13 protein-coding genes are annotated in these 12830 nt (G+C 54.7%); 4 read left to right on the forward strand and 9 right to left on the reverse strand.

What is annotated here, in order from left to right:
• The first annotated feature begins 200 nt into the window (after positions 1 to 200).
• From ACSAMM_RS03095 to ACSAMM_RS03110, 4 genes are all read left to right on the forward strand, one after another.
• Positions 201 to 1736 (forward strand): extracellular solute-binding protein, encoded by a 1536-nt coding sequence (locus ACSAMM_RS03095; RefSeq protein ID WP_457789683.1) that lies wholly within the window; start codon positions 201 to 203, stop codon positions 1734 to 1736.
• Between the two features lie 68 nt (positions 1737 to 1804).
• On the forward strand, positions 1805 to 2749 hold the full coding sequence (locus ACSAMM_RS03100) for a carbohydrate ABC transporter permease (protein WP_457789685.1): 945 nt from the start codon (positions 1805 to 1807) through the stop codon (positions 2747 to 2749).
• The gene (locus ACSAMM_RS03105) at positions 2742 to 3611 is read left to right on the forward strand and encodes a carbohydrate ABC transporter permease (RefSeq protein WP_457789687.1); all 870 of its coding nucleotides are present in this window, start codon (positions 2742 to 2744) and stop codon (positions 3609 to 3611) included. The genes ACSAMM_RS03100 and ACSAMM_RS03105 overlap by 8 nt, the downstream gene beginning before the upstream one ends.
• Positions 3612 to 3844: 233 nt before the next feature.
• A complete protein-coding gene (locus tag ACSAMM_RS03110; protein ID WP_457789689.1) occupies positions 3845 to 6124 on the forward strand; it encodes a glycosyl hydrolase in 2280 nt (759 codons plus the stop codon).
• Positions 6125 to 6925: 801 nt separating this feature from the next.
• On the opposite strand, the gene ACSAMM_RS03115 is transcribed toward ACSAMM_RS03110, so the two are convergent.
• From ACSAMM_RS03115 to ACSAMM_RS03155, 9 genes are all read right to left on the reverse strand, one after another.
• Positions 6926 to 7150: a hypothetical protein gene (locus ACSAMM_RS03115; protein ID WP_457789691.1), complete on the reverse strand. Its 225-nt coding sequence runs from the start codon at positions 7148 to 7150 to the stop codon at positions 6926 to 6928.
• A 179-nt stretch (positions 7151 to 7329) separates the two neighbouring features.
• Complete coding sequence (locus tag ACSAMM_RS03120) at positions 7330 to 7458, reverse strand: hypothetical protein (RefSeq protein ID WP_457789693.1); 129 nt, start codon at positions 7456 to 7458, stop codon at positions 7330 to 7332.
• A 106-nt stretch (positions 7459 to 7564) separates the two neighbouring features.
• A complete protein-coding gene (locus ACSAMM_RS03125; protein WP_457789695.1) occupies positions 7565 to 8407 on the reverse strand; it encodes a sigma-70 family RNA polymerase sigma factor in 843 nt (280 codons plus the stop codon).
• 239 nt (positions 8408 to 8646) lie between these two features.
• On the reverse strand, positions 8647 to 8928 hold the full coding sequence (locus tag ACSAMM_RS03130; RefSeq protein WP_457789697.1) for a hypothetical protein: 282 nt from the start codon (positions 8926 to 8928) through the stop codon (positions 8647 to 8649).
• Positions 8921 to 9328, reverse strand: a complete 408-nt coding sequence (locus ACSAMM_RS03135) for a hypothetical protein (protein ID WP_457789699.1) — start codon at positions 9326 to 9328, stop codon at positions 8921 to 8923. Before ACSAMM_RS03135 ends, ACSAMM_RS03130 begins: the two co-directional genes overlap by 8 nt.
• A 258-nt stretch (positions 9329 to 9586) precedes the next feature.
• Entirely contained in the window at positions 9587 to 11932 is a 2346-nt protein-coding gene (locus tag ACSAMM_RS03140) for a phage/plasmid primase, P4 family (protein WP_457789701.1), read from the reverse strand.
• A gap of 4 nt (positions 11933 to 11936) precedes the next feature.
• Positions 11937 to 12230 (reverse strand): hypothetical protein, encoded by a 294-nt coding sequence (locus ACSAMM_RS03145; protein WP_457789703.1) that lies wholly within the window; start codon positions 12228 to 12230, stop codon positions 11937 to 11939.
• Positions 12231 to 12232: 2 nt separating this feature from the next.
• Positions 12233 to 12457, reverse strand: coding sequence for a helix-turn-helix domain-containing protein (locus ACSAMM_RS03150; RefSeq protein ID WP_457789705.1), 225 nt, complete (start codon positions 12455 to 12457; stop codon positions 12233 to 12235).
• An 11-nt stretch (positions 12458 to 12468) separates the two neighbouring features.
• Positions 12469 to 12654: a hypothetical protein gene (locus ACSAMM_RS03155; RefSeq protein WP_457789707.1), complete on the reverse strand. Its 186-nt coding sequence runs from the start codon at positions 12652 to 12654 to the stop codon at positions 12469 to 12471.
• Positions 12655 to 12830 lie beyond the last annotated feature (176 nt).

The raw sequence follows: 12830 nt of genomic DNA on the forward strand, positions 1-12830 counted from the left end.
AGCAATGTGTTTAAAAGCTGAGAAAAAGCCGCTAAAATAACGAGCTGAATTTCAAAAATGTAAAGAAAAGTAACCGTTTGATACAAAAACAGGCAACGACGGATACGCCGGCTTTCCTGTAGAATAAAGCGTGTAGGGGGCCTGTCATCTGGCGGCAGGGCGGACGATGTACGCAACAGTGGAAAGGGGATGCCATTACGATGAAAAAGGAACGGGTAAAGGGGTTAGCCGCTCTTTTGACCGCGGGGATACTGCTGGCGCACAGCGGCTGCAGCCTGACCACCACCCGCGTGACCAGCGAAACGGAGCAATTGGTCAGCTATGTGGACGACGCGTCGGGAACCGTATCGATGCAAGCCGGCGCTTCCGGGAGCGCTGGACAGACCACGGCCCAGCAAGCTAACGACGGAAAAACCAACGCCACGACCGGCAAAGAATCGGCCAAAACCACGGCGAGCGGCATTAAGGATACGTCTTCCAACAATGCGGGCAGGGTGGACAACAAAACGGAGGAAAAACTGACCGGCAGCTTTGAACTGCAGATTTTTGTCGGCGGTTACGGCAGCGAGTGCTGGGAATACGCCATCAACGAATTTCAGAAGCTGCAGCCGGAACTGGAAATCAACGCCCATTTGGACACGAACGTCAACGCCCAGATGAAAACACGCTGGTCCAAGGACAACCCCCCCGATTTCGTGTTCTTGGAGGGCACCAATATGCCCAAGGAAACCTGGATGAAGGAAGGAAAGCTGAAGGATTTGAGCGGCTTGCATCATTCGGGCAAAGTATACGGGACCTCCACCCTGATCAAGAATCAGCTGAAAAACGGCTTGGTGACCAAGTATGCCAACACCAGCAAGATTTATGAGATGCCGGTTCTACTTTCTACCTACGGTATGTGGTACGACCAGACCTTGTTTTCACAGAAGGGATGGACGGTTCCCAAAAACTTCAGCGAATTGAAAAGCTTTTCCGTGGCGGCTAAAAAATCCGGCGTTAACCCGCTGATTTATACCGGCCAGTATTCGGGCTATCTGGTATGGGGGCTGCTCATGCCGGCGGTGGCGTCAGAGGCGCTGGCCAGTAAGGATGTTCAGTATTTTTATGATGTAGCCAACGCCTCTCGGGAATCGGTGTTTGCCGACAAACGGTTCCGCAATGTCCTGACTAAGCTGGATGAGCTGGCGGATGCGGGGTATTTCAACATGAGCGGTCTGTCCATGAATCATATCACTAGCCAGGCCGCCTGGCTGCAGCGTGGCTCCGCGCTTATCCCCAACGGACTGTGGCTGGAAAACGAAATGAAGGATTCCACCCCGAAGGACTTCAAGATGCGGTATTATCCCTCCATGCTGCAGGATGCCGGCCAGCCCACCTGCGTCGTCGCGTCCTCGGCAACGGTCGGCATCGCCTCCAAGGCCAAAAACCCCAAGGCGGCCGAGGCTTTCCTCCGCTTCCTGTATACGGACGATGTGGCCAAAAGGTTCGCCGAGCTGTGCGCGGTGCCCAGTGCCGCCCGTACCGATATGTCTGGCGCAAACCTGACCGAATCGGCCAAACAGGTCAATCAGATGATCAATTCCGCCGAGGTGACTCTGATTGCCAAAGGCTCTACCACCTGGGGCTCCGTCGACCCGGTGATAAACGATTGTGTCAACCAGATTGTGGCGGGCAAATATACGGTCGATAAGGCTATAGAAGAACTGCAGAAGGCGACCAGAAAGAAAAACGGCTGACAGACGGCCCGGGCGGTTTCAGCCCCGCCCCCGGCAAAGCCGGAAACTTCCGGAAAGGACTGTGATTCATGCTGGATAAGGGCCTGCGCAACGTGCGAAGAAAACCGATAGACAAATCTAAAATTGGCTTTTTCTGCTGCTTTTGTCTGCCACCGCTTCTGCTGTACATCCTGTTTTGCGTCTATCCGATCGTCTCCTCGCTGTACACCAGCTTTTTTGAATGGTCAGGGTATGACGAGCTGTCGGCAGACTACTTTGTCGGCTTGCAAAACTACATAGCGGTGCTGACCGATTCCGAGTTCCTGGCGGCCATCAAAAACGACTTTCTTATCATTCTGGGCAAAGAGGTCATCATCGTTGTCCTGACCGTTCTTTTCGCCGTATCGCTGACGCGCTTGCGGTTCCACCGGGTCGAGGCCGGCATTTATCGGTTTGTTTTTTTCCTTCCCAATGTCCTGTCGGTCGTCATCATCGCGATCATGTGGACCTTTGTGTTAGATCCTAATTTTGGGATATTGAATCCGCTGCTGCGTGCCGTAGGTCTGGAGCGGCTGATTCCGGTCACCGGGTGGACGTTCGAGTACCCGCTTGGCGTGATCACCTTTGTGGCCAGCTGGTGCGGGATAGGACTGTTTATGCTTATTCTGATTACCGCCATCAACGGCATCAGCAAGGAACTGTATGAATCGGCCACCATCGACGGGGCGGGCGAATGGAGACAGCTTCGCTATATCACCATGCCCGCGGTGTGGCAACAGGCGAAGTTCATAGTGATTACCATACTGTATCAGTCTTTCAGTTCCAATTTTACCATGGTGCAGGCCATGCTGGGTAGTACGACCAACGAAAAATCGGTGGTTATGGGGATGTTTGTGTATCAGCACAGCTTTGACAGCCAGTGGCCCCAGGTCGGGTATTCGTATGCCGCCGCCATCATTATGCTGGTGATTACCGCAGCGGTATCCTTGCTCGCCAATAAGCTGATGTCAAGGGGGACGGATATCCATGAATAAACGTGGAAGCGGTAAGGTGCGTGAGTCGAGAGGAACCGTTGTCTCCCGCTGGATTATTCGGGCGTTCCTGATAATTTGGTGCCTGCTGGTGGCTTTCCCGGTCATCTGGGTATTGTACACGTCACTCAAATCCAACCAGGAATTTTTTTCCAACCCCTGGGCTCTTCCGACTGCGCCGCGGTGGAGCAATTTTGTCTCAGCCTGGAACGAGGCCAATTTCGGCGCCTATTTTTTCAACAGCATCTTTACGGTGGTACTGACCTTGGCCATCACGCTGCTGATTACCGGCGCGACGGCTTTCGTTATCGCCAAATACAACAATTGGACTATCCGGGCGTTGGAAAAGTTCTATATGGTGGCTATGATGGTGCCTGCCGTGTTAATGCTGGTGCCGCTGTACTATTTCGCGGATTCCATGCGGATGACCGATTCGCTGATTTGGCTGTCCATCATTTACGCCATTCAAGGTATGCCCTTTTCGGTGTTCCTGCTGGCCGGTTTTATGCGGGGCATCCATAACGCCCTGCTGGAAGCGGCCACCATCGACGGGGCGTCCCAGTTCACGCTGTTTTTCCGTATCATAATGCCACTGACGAAGCCGTCCCTGTTTGTGGTGGCGCTGCTCAATATTATGGGGACGTGGAACGAGTATATTACGGCCCTGACCTTCATCCGGGACGAAACTAAATACACCATCGCTATTGGCCTGTCGTATCTGACCAACTCCGGCACCTACGATGTGAATTATGGCCGAACCTTCGCTGGATTGGCGATTGCCCTCATCCCGATCCTCATCGTTTACGGCATTTTCCAAAAGCAGCTGCAAAGTGGACTGTCTTCCAGCGACGGTGTAAAAGGATAAAGAAAAAGCGTATTCCGGCGGGCGGCGTCCGCCAGGAATACGCTTTTTTAGAAAGTGAGTGACATGCTATGAATCGCGAATTTCTCCATGCCTTTCAGTCTCCGCCCCCAGCGTATTCTGCCGTGCCTTTCTGGTTTTTAAATGACGATTTGAAACCCGAATCTCTCCGACAGCAGCTCTGTCGGATGAAGGAAGCGGGTGTCTATGCCTGTATAGTCCATGCCCGTAAGGGGATGGAGATACCCTATCTGTCCGAGGACTGGTTCGCTCGAGTCGGGTGCATCCTGGAAGAGGCGGAGCGCTTATCCATGGAGATATGGATTTACGACGAGGACAACTGGCCGAGCGGCTATGCGGGGGGCGGGGTGATCGAACGGCGGGCGGAGTTTGCGGCCTCTTGCCTGTCTATGGAGAAGATTTTCCCGGTGCTGGGGCGGGCTGTACAGGTGCCCGACGTTCCGGAGAAAGCGCTGGTGGGGGTTATCGCCGTATGGCATAACGAAAAGTTCTGCGATATCACCGAACTAATCCGGCAGGGACAGGGATGGACGCCGCCCTCGCTGCAATGGGAGGTGTTTGTGCTGCGCCGCGAAGTCTGCGGCCATTGTCCCGCCTATAGTCATAAGCCGTATGTGGATCTGCTCAATCCCGAGGCGGTGAAGACATTCATTGCGCTCACCCATGCGGAATACAAGCGCCGCTTCCCGCAGTACTGGGGCACCGTTATCAAGGGCTTTTTTACGGATGAACCGGGTTTTTACCAGAATTACCTGTACCAGACCCGCAATCTGAACACCATTCCCTGGTCGGAAGGATTGCCGCAATTCTTCAAGGCGCGGCGCGGCTACGATCTGCTGCCGGTTATCGGGGCGCTTTGGGACGACATGGGCGATTTGTCCCGAAAGGTCCGGCACGACTTCTACCGGACGTTTACCGAACTGTATAATCAGAGCTTTTTCCGTCAGATTTACGAATTTTGCGATAAGGACGGCCTGCAAAGCATCGGCCATCTGCATATGGAGGAACACCTGAGCGATACGGTGCAGATGGAGGGGCATTTTTTTGAGGATATGCGGTACCTCCATGTGCCGGGAATCGACCGTATTGATCGGGAGCGCCGCCGGATTACCGAGAAGCTGGGCAGTTCGGCCATGCACCTGTACGGGCGGGAGCGCTGTTTCTCAGAAACCTACGGCTGTTTCGGATGGGGGCTGACCCTGGCGGAAATGAAGGCGGAAGCGGATTGGCAGTTTGTCCAGGGCATCAACATGCTGGTGCCGCACGCCTTTTTCAGCTCCATCGAGGGGATACGTAAATTTGAAAGCCCGCCCTCGCTGTTTTACCAGAATCCCTATTGGCCACATTTCCGGCAATTTGCGAGCTATATCCAGCGCCTGTCCTGGATTCTGACCCAGGGGACCTATTGCGCGGAACTGCTGGTTTACTATCCGATTACCTCCTGCTGGGAGCTTTTCCGTCCGTTATCGCATGCCGGAGTGGATCGGCTGGATGAGGCTCTCATCGGGCTGTGCGAAACGCTGCTGCAAAATCAGCTGGATTTTGATTTTGTAGATGACGCCGCTTTGGAAGAACGCGCTGTCGTCGAGGCGGGCGCGCTGAGGATTGGCAAAACCGCCTATCGCTGTGTGGTTCTGCCGCCCATCGCCAACATACCGCTGCGGACAGTGGAGACGCTGGCGGCTTTTGCGGAAGGCGGCGGCACGGTGATTACTACCGGCGAATGGACTGCAAAGGCGGCGGTTCCGGAGGATGACCGGAAGGCGGCGGCTTTGTGGGCGCGGCTGTCGGCCTGCGGCGGACTCGTCACTGCGACGTGCGGGGAGATTCCTGCCCGCTGCCGGGAGCTGGGTCTGCAAACGCTGGCCCTGCAGGCTCCTGCTCCGCACATCAAGTATATGCGGAGAAAAACCGAGGATGGAACGCTGTATTTTCTCGTCAATGAGGCCGCCACGTCGGTCTGCCATACGGTCACGGTGCCGGAATCCGGCTGCGCCTGGCGATTGGACCCGGAAACGGGAACCTGCCAGCCTTTCCAGACGGTTCGTGCAGGGGACGGGCTCTCCTTTCCACTTGTTCTGCCGCCTCAGGGATCTTTGCTGGTATTGTTTGAGGAAGACGGCGCACGGGAGCTCTTTGGCTGGCGCATTGCTCTGCCGGATGGGACGGAACGGGAGGCGGTTCTGGGAGACTGGAGAGATTTCGGTTTGGCGGAACATGCCGGCAGCCTGCTCTATATGGCCGACTTTGAGCTTTCAGAAATAACGGAGGTTCATGTAGATCTGGGAAAAGTCTGCGATATTGCTGAGCTTTCTGTAAACGGACACAGCCTTCCCGTCCGCTGCTGGCCGCCGTTTACTTTCAATGTTACGCCGTATGTACATATAGGGAAAAACGCCTTGCAGGTGCGGGTGACCAATACGCTGGCGAATGCGCTCATGGAACAGAAAGTTCCGTCGGGGCTATATGGACCGGTTAAGCTGTATAACCGGTAATTGTATGGCCGTCGGATTGTCCTGAACGTCAGGAACCATGCCCGGAAACCGTGTGACCACGCGCCAGCGTCCATAACCTCCGCCGTACAATATAGCGTGTCCCTCGGGTAAGTGTTGATTTATTCACGCCTAGCGGCTCGGCGGCGGTTAGGCGGGAAAATTTCCCTGCATCAATTCCCCGCTGGATCTCATCATCGTTTTACCTAAGCCGGCTTATAATGACCGTTATCTTCCTTGCAAGGCGCAAAGAAGTGAAGCGCCGGTATAGATGGCCTTATATTCCGTGCGTTCGGCGAGGAACGGAGCGCGGCATATACTTACCCTTCGGTTCTGTGCAGCCGACGAGGAAATAAGGCGCGGTATAGTGAGCGGTGTTTCTGTGCGGCAACTCGAGGAAATAGACCACACTGTAAGCGGCGTTGTGTTCCGTGCATGGAGCAAGGAAGATAACCTGCTGTATAGTGGCCGGTGCGTTTCATGCGGCTCGCAATGGAAGGAGGCGGACAGGATACACGTCGTACCGATTGGTACACCCCCGGGTCGAAAAAAGCGAAAACTCTCCAGGAGCCGCATACCGGGGAGAAGCACGACAGAACCGATCTTCGCGCGCGCGAAGGGATTTCCAGCCCCCCGGGATACATCATCTCGCAGGCGAGGCTCCCGGATACCACGATCCCCCACAAAAACATAAAAAATCTTAGAAATGAAAGTTTCGGCTAATATATGGCTACAAAATGCTACAAATAGAGAGCGGGAAACCGTCCCTTGTGTGGGATTGGCTGCCCGCTCGTTTACTATGGATCAGGTTTTCGGCTCTGTCTGGCGGCGTTTGTCGGCGCACTCCGGGCAGTATATGGCGCTGCCGTAGAGGTCGAAATCCCCCGAAGCGGCCAGCTCCACAAGGTCCACGGTGTGTTCCTTGCCGCAGACGGGGCAGGTGGTGAAAACGCAGTCGTCCTCAATGCCGATGGTTACCTCTTCGCCGTTGGAGGCTTTGCCCTTGACATAGTAGTTGCTGATTGTCATAATGTGTACCCTTTCTTTCTCGGCTCGTTGGCCGTTATGTTTCTGACTCTAAAATGAGCCGTGAAAACTCTTTAAATTTGCTCTATAGCTTCTTGATTTCTGACAGGGAGATGGCTAGGGTATGAAAGTATATTCCCGGAGTGGTGAAGCGGGCTTCCCGCGCCTCTGCAACGCCGTGCTCACGCTTCCAGCGGTTCCAACAGGCTTCGGAATTCCTTGTTGATTCGTTTATGCTCCGTGAAAAAATCTCGAAGCGTGGTTATACCGTGGTCGCCGTATTTACACCACGGTTTCTCCATTTCGTTCACGTGTTACGGGCCTTCCCACGAGGTATTGCAAATCGTCCGCTATTACGGCTATATTTTCGGTTAGCTGAATCATAAAAATTGTCCTTTCTCTTTGTTCATTCGGGGTTCAATCAGCGCTGTATCGCCGGTCGAATTCCTCCGGGGTGATGTGAAGCAGGGCGCAGAAATGAGCCTTTTCTCGTTCCTGCTGTTCGCTGATCCGCCTCATGAGGGCTTCGGTTTTTTCAGCAGCCTTTTCCACAGAGGACACGCCTGTACTGTTCCAGGCTCCCCAGCTGGTTCCCCTCCAGGCATATCCGGCCCGTATCTCGTCAACAAAGGGTTTGAGCAGCTTCACGCATGGCCCGCTCCGCAGCCTCCGAAGAGCCGCGCTCTCCCTCTGCCGTACCCGCTCGGGTGTAATGCCGATATCCTTGGCCACGGCTTGCAGAGTTTCCCGGTTCCAGTACCGCCGCCGGATGGTTTCGCGCTGAGGTTCATCCAGGGTGTCCAGTGCTTTTCCTATAGCCTCGTGCAGCTCCCTCGTGTACTCCCACTCGAGTGCCGCTTCCATATCCTGTGCGGCGCTCTGGCTAGGCTGCAAATCCCCAAGCGTGGTGTCTCCTTCATCTCCAACCGGCTTGTCAAGACTGGCGCAGTTGTTAAGCGGGTCGCGGCGGGCGGTACGAATGCCGCAGACTTCCCGGAAATGGCTCAAAAGCGGGTATTTCATGTAGGTAAGCAGGCGTGTCCCGGCCTCTGGGTCAAACGCTCGTACAGCGTCTTGCAGCGCCATGAACCCGCATTGTGTGAGGTCATCCAGTTCTACCCCGGCATGTGCGCAGGTTCCGGCATGGAGTGTGAAATACCTGTGGGCTTGCTGCCGGATGAATTTGTTCACCTGTTCCCATAGCTCCGTGTAATCCTCCCAGCCTGCCTGTATCTCTATGGCCCATTCTTCATTGGTCATTGACCGCCGCCCCTCTCCGGTGTAAGATGATGGTGTGAGGGCTGCTCCGAAAGGGGCGGCTTTTTTACTTGGAATAACTTGGATACTTGAGGAAACTTGAGGTTTTCGCTTAGTAAAACTTAGTAAGTTGCCATAGATGAGGATTGGCTAAGGTTCGAAGAGAACTTGACAAAACTTGATAAATTCATAAAACTTGCGGAAACTTGATTTTTTCACGCGCGCGGGGATGTTGTGATTTGTCAACCGGGGGAGCGGGCCTGATATTCCGCCTTGTCTATGTAGAGTATCCGCGTCCGCCCCAGCACCGGCGGGCTGTTCTGAATCCGCGCCAGCTCTTCCATGGTGTAGTTGCCGTAGACTGCCACGATTGCGCAGGGGATGAAGCCTTTCCGGTTCAGGCTTACAATGAGAGAGGCTGCCGCTACTTTCTCGTCGGGGGCGTGGTAGGCTTTGAATACACGGTGATAATACCGGCCCGCCTCGTCCTTATAGTCGGCTAAGAGATTGATGGGCTTATTCATGGGCGGCTCCCTTCGTAATCACGACAAGGCATGTGCTGCCTGGATAATACCAACTTGCCTCGGTGCCGTACACCTCTGCGTGGAGACCGCGCTCTGCCGCCCAAGTGATAACTTCTTCCCGTATATCCTCCGGGCGGTCATAAGGCTGTGAAGTGAACCATACCTCGCCGGTTACGCTGTTCTTAAACAGGCGCGGGTGGTCGGTGTATGGTGGCAAGCTGTCAACAAAGCTATGTGCGGTATTCCGCCCTGTAAGTAAAAGCCGGGTTAAATCATTCGGCCTGTCATAGCTGCAGCGGTCTGCCCCGTGTTCAAAAATCCAGTTGTCCAATAACCGTACATCTGTGTTATTGCGTTCTGCTATGGTTTCGCGGTAGTTATCCAGTTTGTACCATCGCATGCTTTCATCCTCCTGTTCAAGTCCACACACACCCGTGGGGAGAAATTTTGAGTTTTTAGAGGGAAGTTCTCTTTTGGTTTCAAAAGTGCAAAAGTGCATTTTCTGAGGGTCGTTTCTACACTTTATATACACACATGTACATTACAAAGGGCCTATATTGCGTAAAGAGAAAGTCTTGAAAATGCACCAAGAAAATGCACTTTTGCACCGGTTTTGCACTTGCTTGTAAAGAGAACGCCTTTACGCCGTGGATTTGTTTCATCCGGTATAGTCGTAATTGTTGGGAAGTACAGCGTTGAGGCTTGGGTATCTGTCTTTGAAGTTGTATACCTCAACATTGTGCCGTTCAAGCTCGGATTTAAACATTTTTAGCCCTAAAGGTTTTATCCCTATAGGATCACACCAGTGGCGATAGTCGGCAAGCATTCGTTTAACCGGCATGCGATTCCCGGGCGTCCCTGGTGTTAATGTTACCCGCTCGGCAAGGTACTGGCCTACTGCGTCATTTTCCCACCGGTATTCCCCCACCATGCGCTGCATTTCCTCGGTGTCTTTTAAGCCCTCGGCGCAGTACCGGCGATAACCGTCCAGAAGCCAGTTGAGAATGCCGCTCATGGATTCCGCTTCCCGCAGCTTGCTTTTGAGCGTCCTGTCCTGCTCGTGTTCCTCAAAGTGCCGGGTAAACGGGAGCAGCTTCACCCGCCCGCTCGCAAACAGGCTGTCGTCTGCCACATTCGGCTTGCTGTTGGCGGTGATGAATAGCTTGAACACCGGCTTGAACTGGAGAATATCCCCGTATAACGGCCGGGAAGTGATGTCGTCATTGCCGGTGATTTGTTTCATCAAGGCCTCGTTCAGATATACGCCCTTTTCTGGTTCGTTTGTCAGGACAAAACGGACGCTTGCCAGGCGGGCGAGGTCGGGTGTGGCCTTGCTGCCGTCCTTGACGGTATTCCCGCGCGATATGGTGGCAAAATCCATTTGTATGCCGTAACTGCCGAAGAGCTGTAGCACGGTATCAAACAGCGTTCCCTTGCCGTTGCGGGTCTTTTCTCCAATGGCCGTAAAATAACATTCCTCGTTTGCCTCGCCTTTTAAGGCGTATCCCAGAGACTTTTGCAGCATGGCGGCTCTGTCGGTGTTGCTCTCGGTGATTTCTTCGATGAACTGAACGAAGCGCGGGGAGCGGGCGGCGGGGTCATAGTTAACCGTAGCCTGCTTACTTATCATGTCGCTGGGGTCGTGGGGTCGCAGTTTGCCGGTGCGCAGGTCAAGTGTGCCGTTCTGGCAGTTGAACAGGTATGGATCATGGTCGAAATCGGACGCGTTCCCCCGCAGCTCGGACATCGCGTCCTGTATGAGCGTTTTTCGCGCCTGTAAAGAGCGGTAACGGTTGTAGTGCTTGCGATGGCTCGACCATTTGTCCTCCGGCTTTTCTTTGGCGTCCGGCTCGGGCGGCGGTGGCGCCGGAATGATACTCCACACGTAATCGGCCAGCTCTTTAGCCAGGTTGTGCGCCCTTAGCCCGCCCTTGTCCTGTATCCATCGTCCGCTGTCGTATATGAACCAGTCACGGTATTCCGGTAAATAGAGCAGGAGACCACGAAAGGTATCAGCAAACAGGCGGGCGGTTCCCATGTCGTCCAGTGTGTACCGCCGCATGACGGAAGGCGGCTCAATGGGGTTGATGAAAGCAAAGCCAGGAAGTTGGGAAGCCTCGGAGAAATCCCGCCGCGCCCGCTCCAGCTTATAGGCCGCGTCCCGCTCCGCCGCCGTCTCGCGGCAATCGGCGATCGCCTTTTGCGCCGTCCGGTGTAGATAGTCTTCCCGTTCCAGCTTGGCGCGGTGTGCATCGTCCTTACCGGCGGTATGCGGGGAGGCTAGAAACGCCTCTATCATGCGTTCCTCGTCGCGGTTGCACCAGTGCGCCAACTTATTCATAAGTGCCATATCGTTGCTGCTCTCGTCACCGGTGTTCCTGTAGCCGTCCCAGAGGGCGCGGAAGGTGCGGTCTTTGTCCAGCCCTATCCGCAGATATTCCGGCGCGTCAATAGCAGGGGAGGGGGATGGGTGGGGCTGCTGGGGTGGGAACAGCTTTGTATACAGCGCCGTAAGCTCTGCCGACCGTTCGGCGATTGGTGCGGGATGAAAAGGCTGGGCGGTTACAGTGAAATACCGCTTTTCTTTGTACATCTCCACGGCCTCGCTGGTGTCCTTGTTGAGCGTCTTTTTTCGCCCGGCTTCGGGTATATCGCCATGCACGAATATATGTAATCCCGTCCCGCTCGGGCTGTATTCGGTATAGCTGTCCATGCGGTGCACAATCTCAAGCGCCCAAGGCTGCACCTCGCCGGTGTGAGGGTTCACTACATGGTCAAGGTCGATTCCCACCAGCCCGCCGCCGGTAGCAAACTCAAAGCCGATCCCCTCAAAACGGCCTGCGCTTACTCCCGTAATGGCCTGTTCCAGCGTTCCCCATGTTGACAGTATACCCGCCTTGGCCCCTTCACCAGTGGCCGGATTAAGCGGCATTTTCCCACGTCGCCCCACCCATTGGGGGAGCGCCCGCAGCTCCTCCGGTATGTTGTCAGTCTGCAATGTCAAAGAATCACCGCCCGTTCTCCGTGAAAGATGATGTATACCACTTGGCCGCCTTGATGGCTCGGCCTATCTCCCGGCGGCTCTCCATGTTCCTGATGAGCCGGGCCGCCTCGTGATGGTTTGCCGCTATGAAGTACCCCGTGGGCGGCTCCGTGCTAGAGCAGATGAGATGCCCCCGCTCCCGTAGCCGGTGGATCTCTTGCTGTATGGCGCGGACGCTTGGGAAACCCGCTCGTTTGCAAAGTTCCCCGGCCTGTATAGCGTTCTCCGCCCCTGTAGGTATGTAGTCCAGCAGTTCCACGGTCACGCCTCCTTTACGGGCCGGATTTGGCTGTACAGCACCGGCTCGGGAGCGGGCGCGGTTTCCAGGTAGCGCAGCAGAGTATCCAGGTTTATCAGCCGTTTGTTACCCGCGCTCACATGGGGGATGGTTCCGTCCAGCACCAGACGCCGGATCCGGTACGGGGTAACGGCGGTGCCGGGGTCAATTTTCCGCAGCTCCGCCGCCGCTTCTTGAATCGTTCTCATGCGTGGCGGCATTATCCCGCCTCCTGTTCCAGCTCCGCGATAATGCGCAGCGCTTCGGCCTGTTTGTCCGCTGGGAGTTCTTTGCGAAGCAGACGGGAGAAATAACATTCCGAGTAGCCCATGCGATCTGCTATTTGCCATAGTCTTACGCCCGCCGCCGCTGCTGTCCTTCTGATGGTCTGATTAGGTTGCGCCATGGTCTCAGTCCTCCTATATATTTTGATTGCAATGCAATTGATATTGTGGTATTATTATGATGAATCAATCGCATTGTCGTTTACACTTGTGATTGTAACACGAGGAGAGTGGAAAAAACGAATATTCACTACGGTGTTCACAAAGGGAAAAGAACACATGTTTATTTCTAAAAATG

The organism is Anaeromassilibacillus sp. SJQ-5, assembly GCF_054108045.1.

What these genes read in the sequence shown, in the direction of transcription:
- ACSAMM_RS03100 (WP_457789685.1), top strand. Translation starts at nt 1,805, where the DNA reads ATGCTGGATAAGGGCCTGCGCAACGTGCGAAGAAAACCGATAGACAAA.
- ACSAMM_RS03135 (WP_457789699.1), bottom strand. Translation starts at nt 9,328, where the DNA reads ATGCGATGGTACAAACTGGATAACTACCGCGAAACCATAGCAGAACGC.
- ACSAMM_RS03150 (WP_457789705.1), bottom strand. Translation starts at nt 12,457, where the DNA reads ATGAGAACGATTCAAGAAGCGGCGGCGGAGCTGCGGAAAATTGACCCC.
- ACSAMM_RS03110 (WP_457789689.1), top strand. Translation starts at nt 3,845, where the DNA reads ATGGAGATACCCTATCTGTCCGAGGACTGGTTCGCTCGAGTCGGGTGC.
- ACSAMM_RS03155 (WP_457789707.1), bottom strand. Translation starts at nt 12,654, where the DNA reads ATGGCGCAACCTAATCAGACCATCAGAAGGACAGCAGCGGCGGCGGGC.
- ACSAMM_RS03095 (WP_457789683.1), top strand. Translation starts at nt 201, where the DNA reads ATGAAAAAGGAACGGGTAAAGGGGTTAGCCGCTCTTTTGACCGCGGGG.
- ACSAMM_RS03125 (WP_457789695.1), bottom strand. Translation starts at nt 8,407, where the DNA reads ATGACCAATGAAGAATGGGCCATAGAGATACAGGCAGGCTGGGAGGAT.
- ACSAMM_RS03105 (WP_457789687.1), top strand. Translation starts at nt 2,742, where the DNA reads ATGAATAAACGTGGAAGCGGTAAGGTGCGTGAGTCGAGAGGAACCGTT.
- ACSAMM_RS03130 (WP_457789697.1), bottom strand. Translation starts at nt 8,928, where the DNA reads ATGAATAAGCCCATCAATCTCTTAGCCGACTATAAGGACGAGGCGGGC.
- ACSAMM_RS03115 (WP_457789691.1), bottom strand. Translation starts at nt 7,150, where the DNA reads ATGACAATCAGCAACTACTATGTCAAGGGCAAAGCCTCCAACGGCGAA.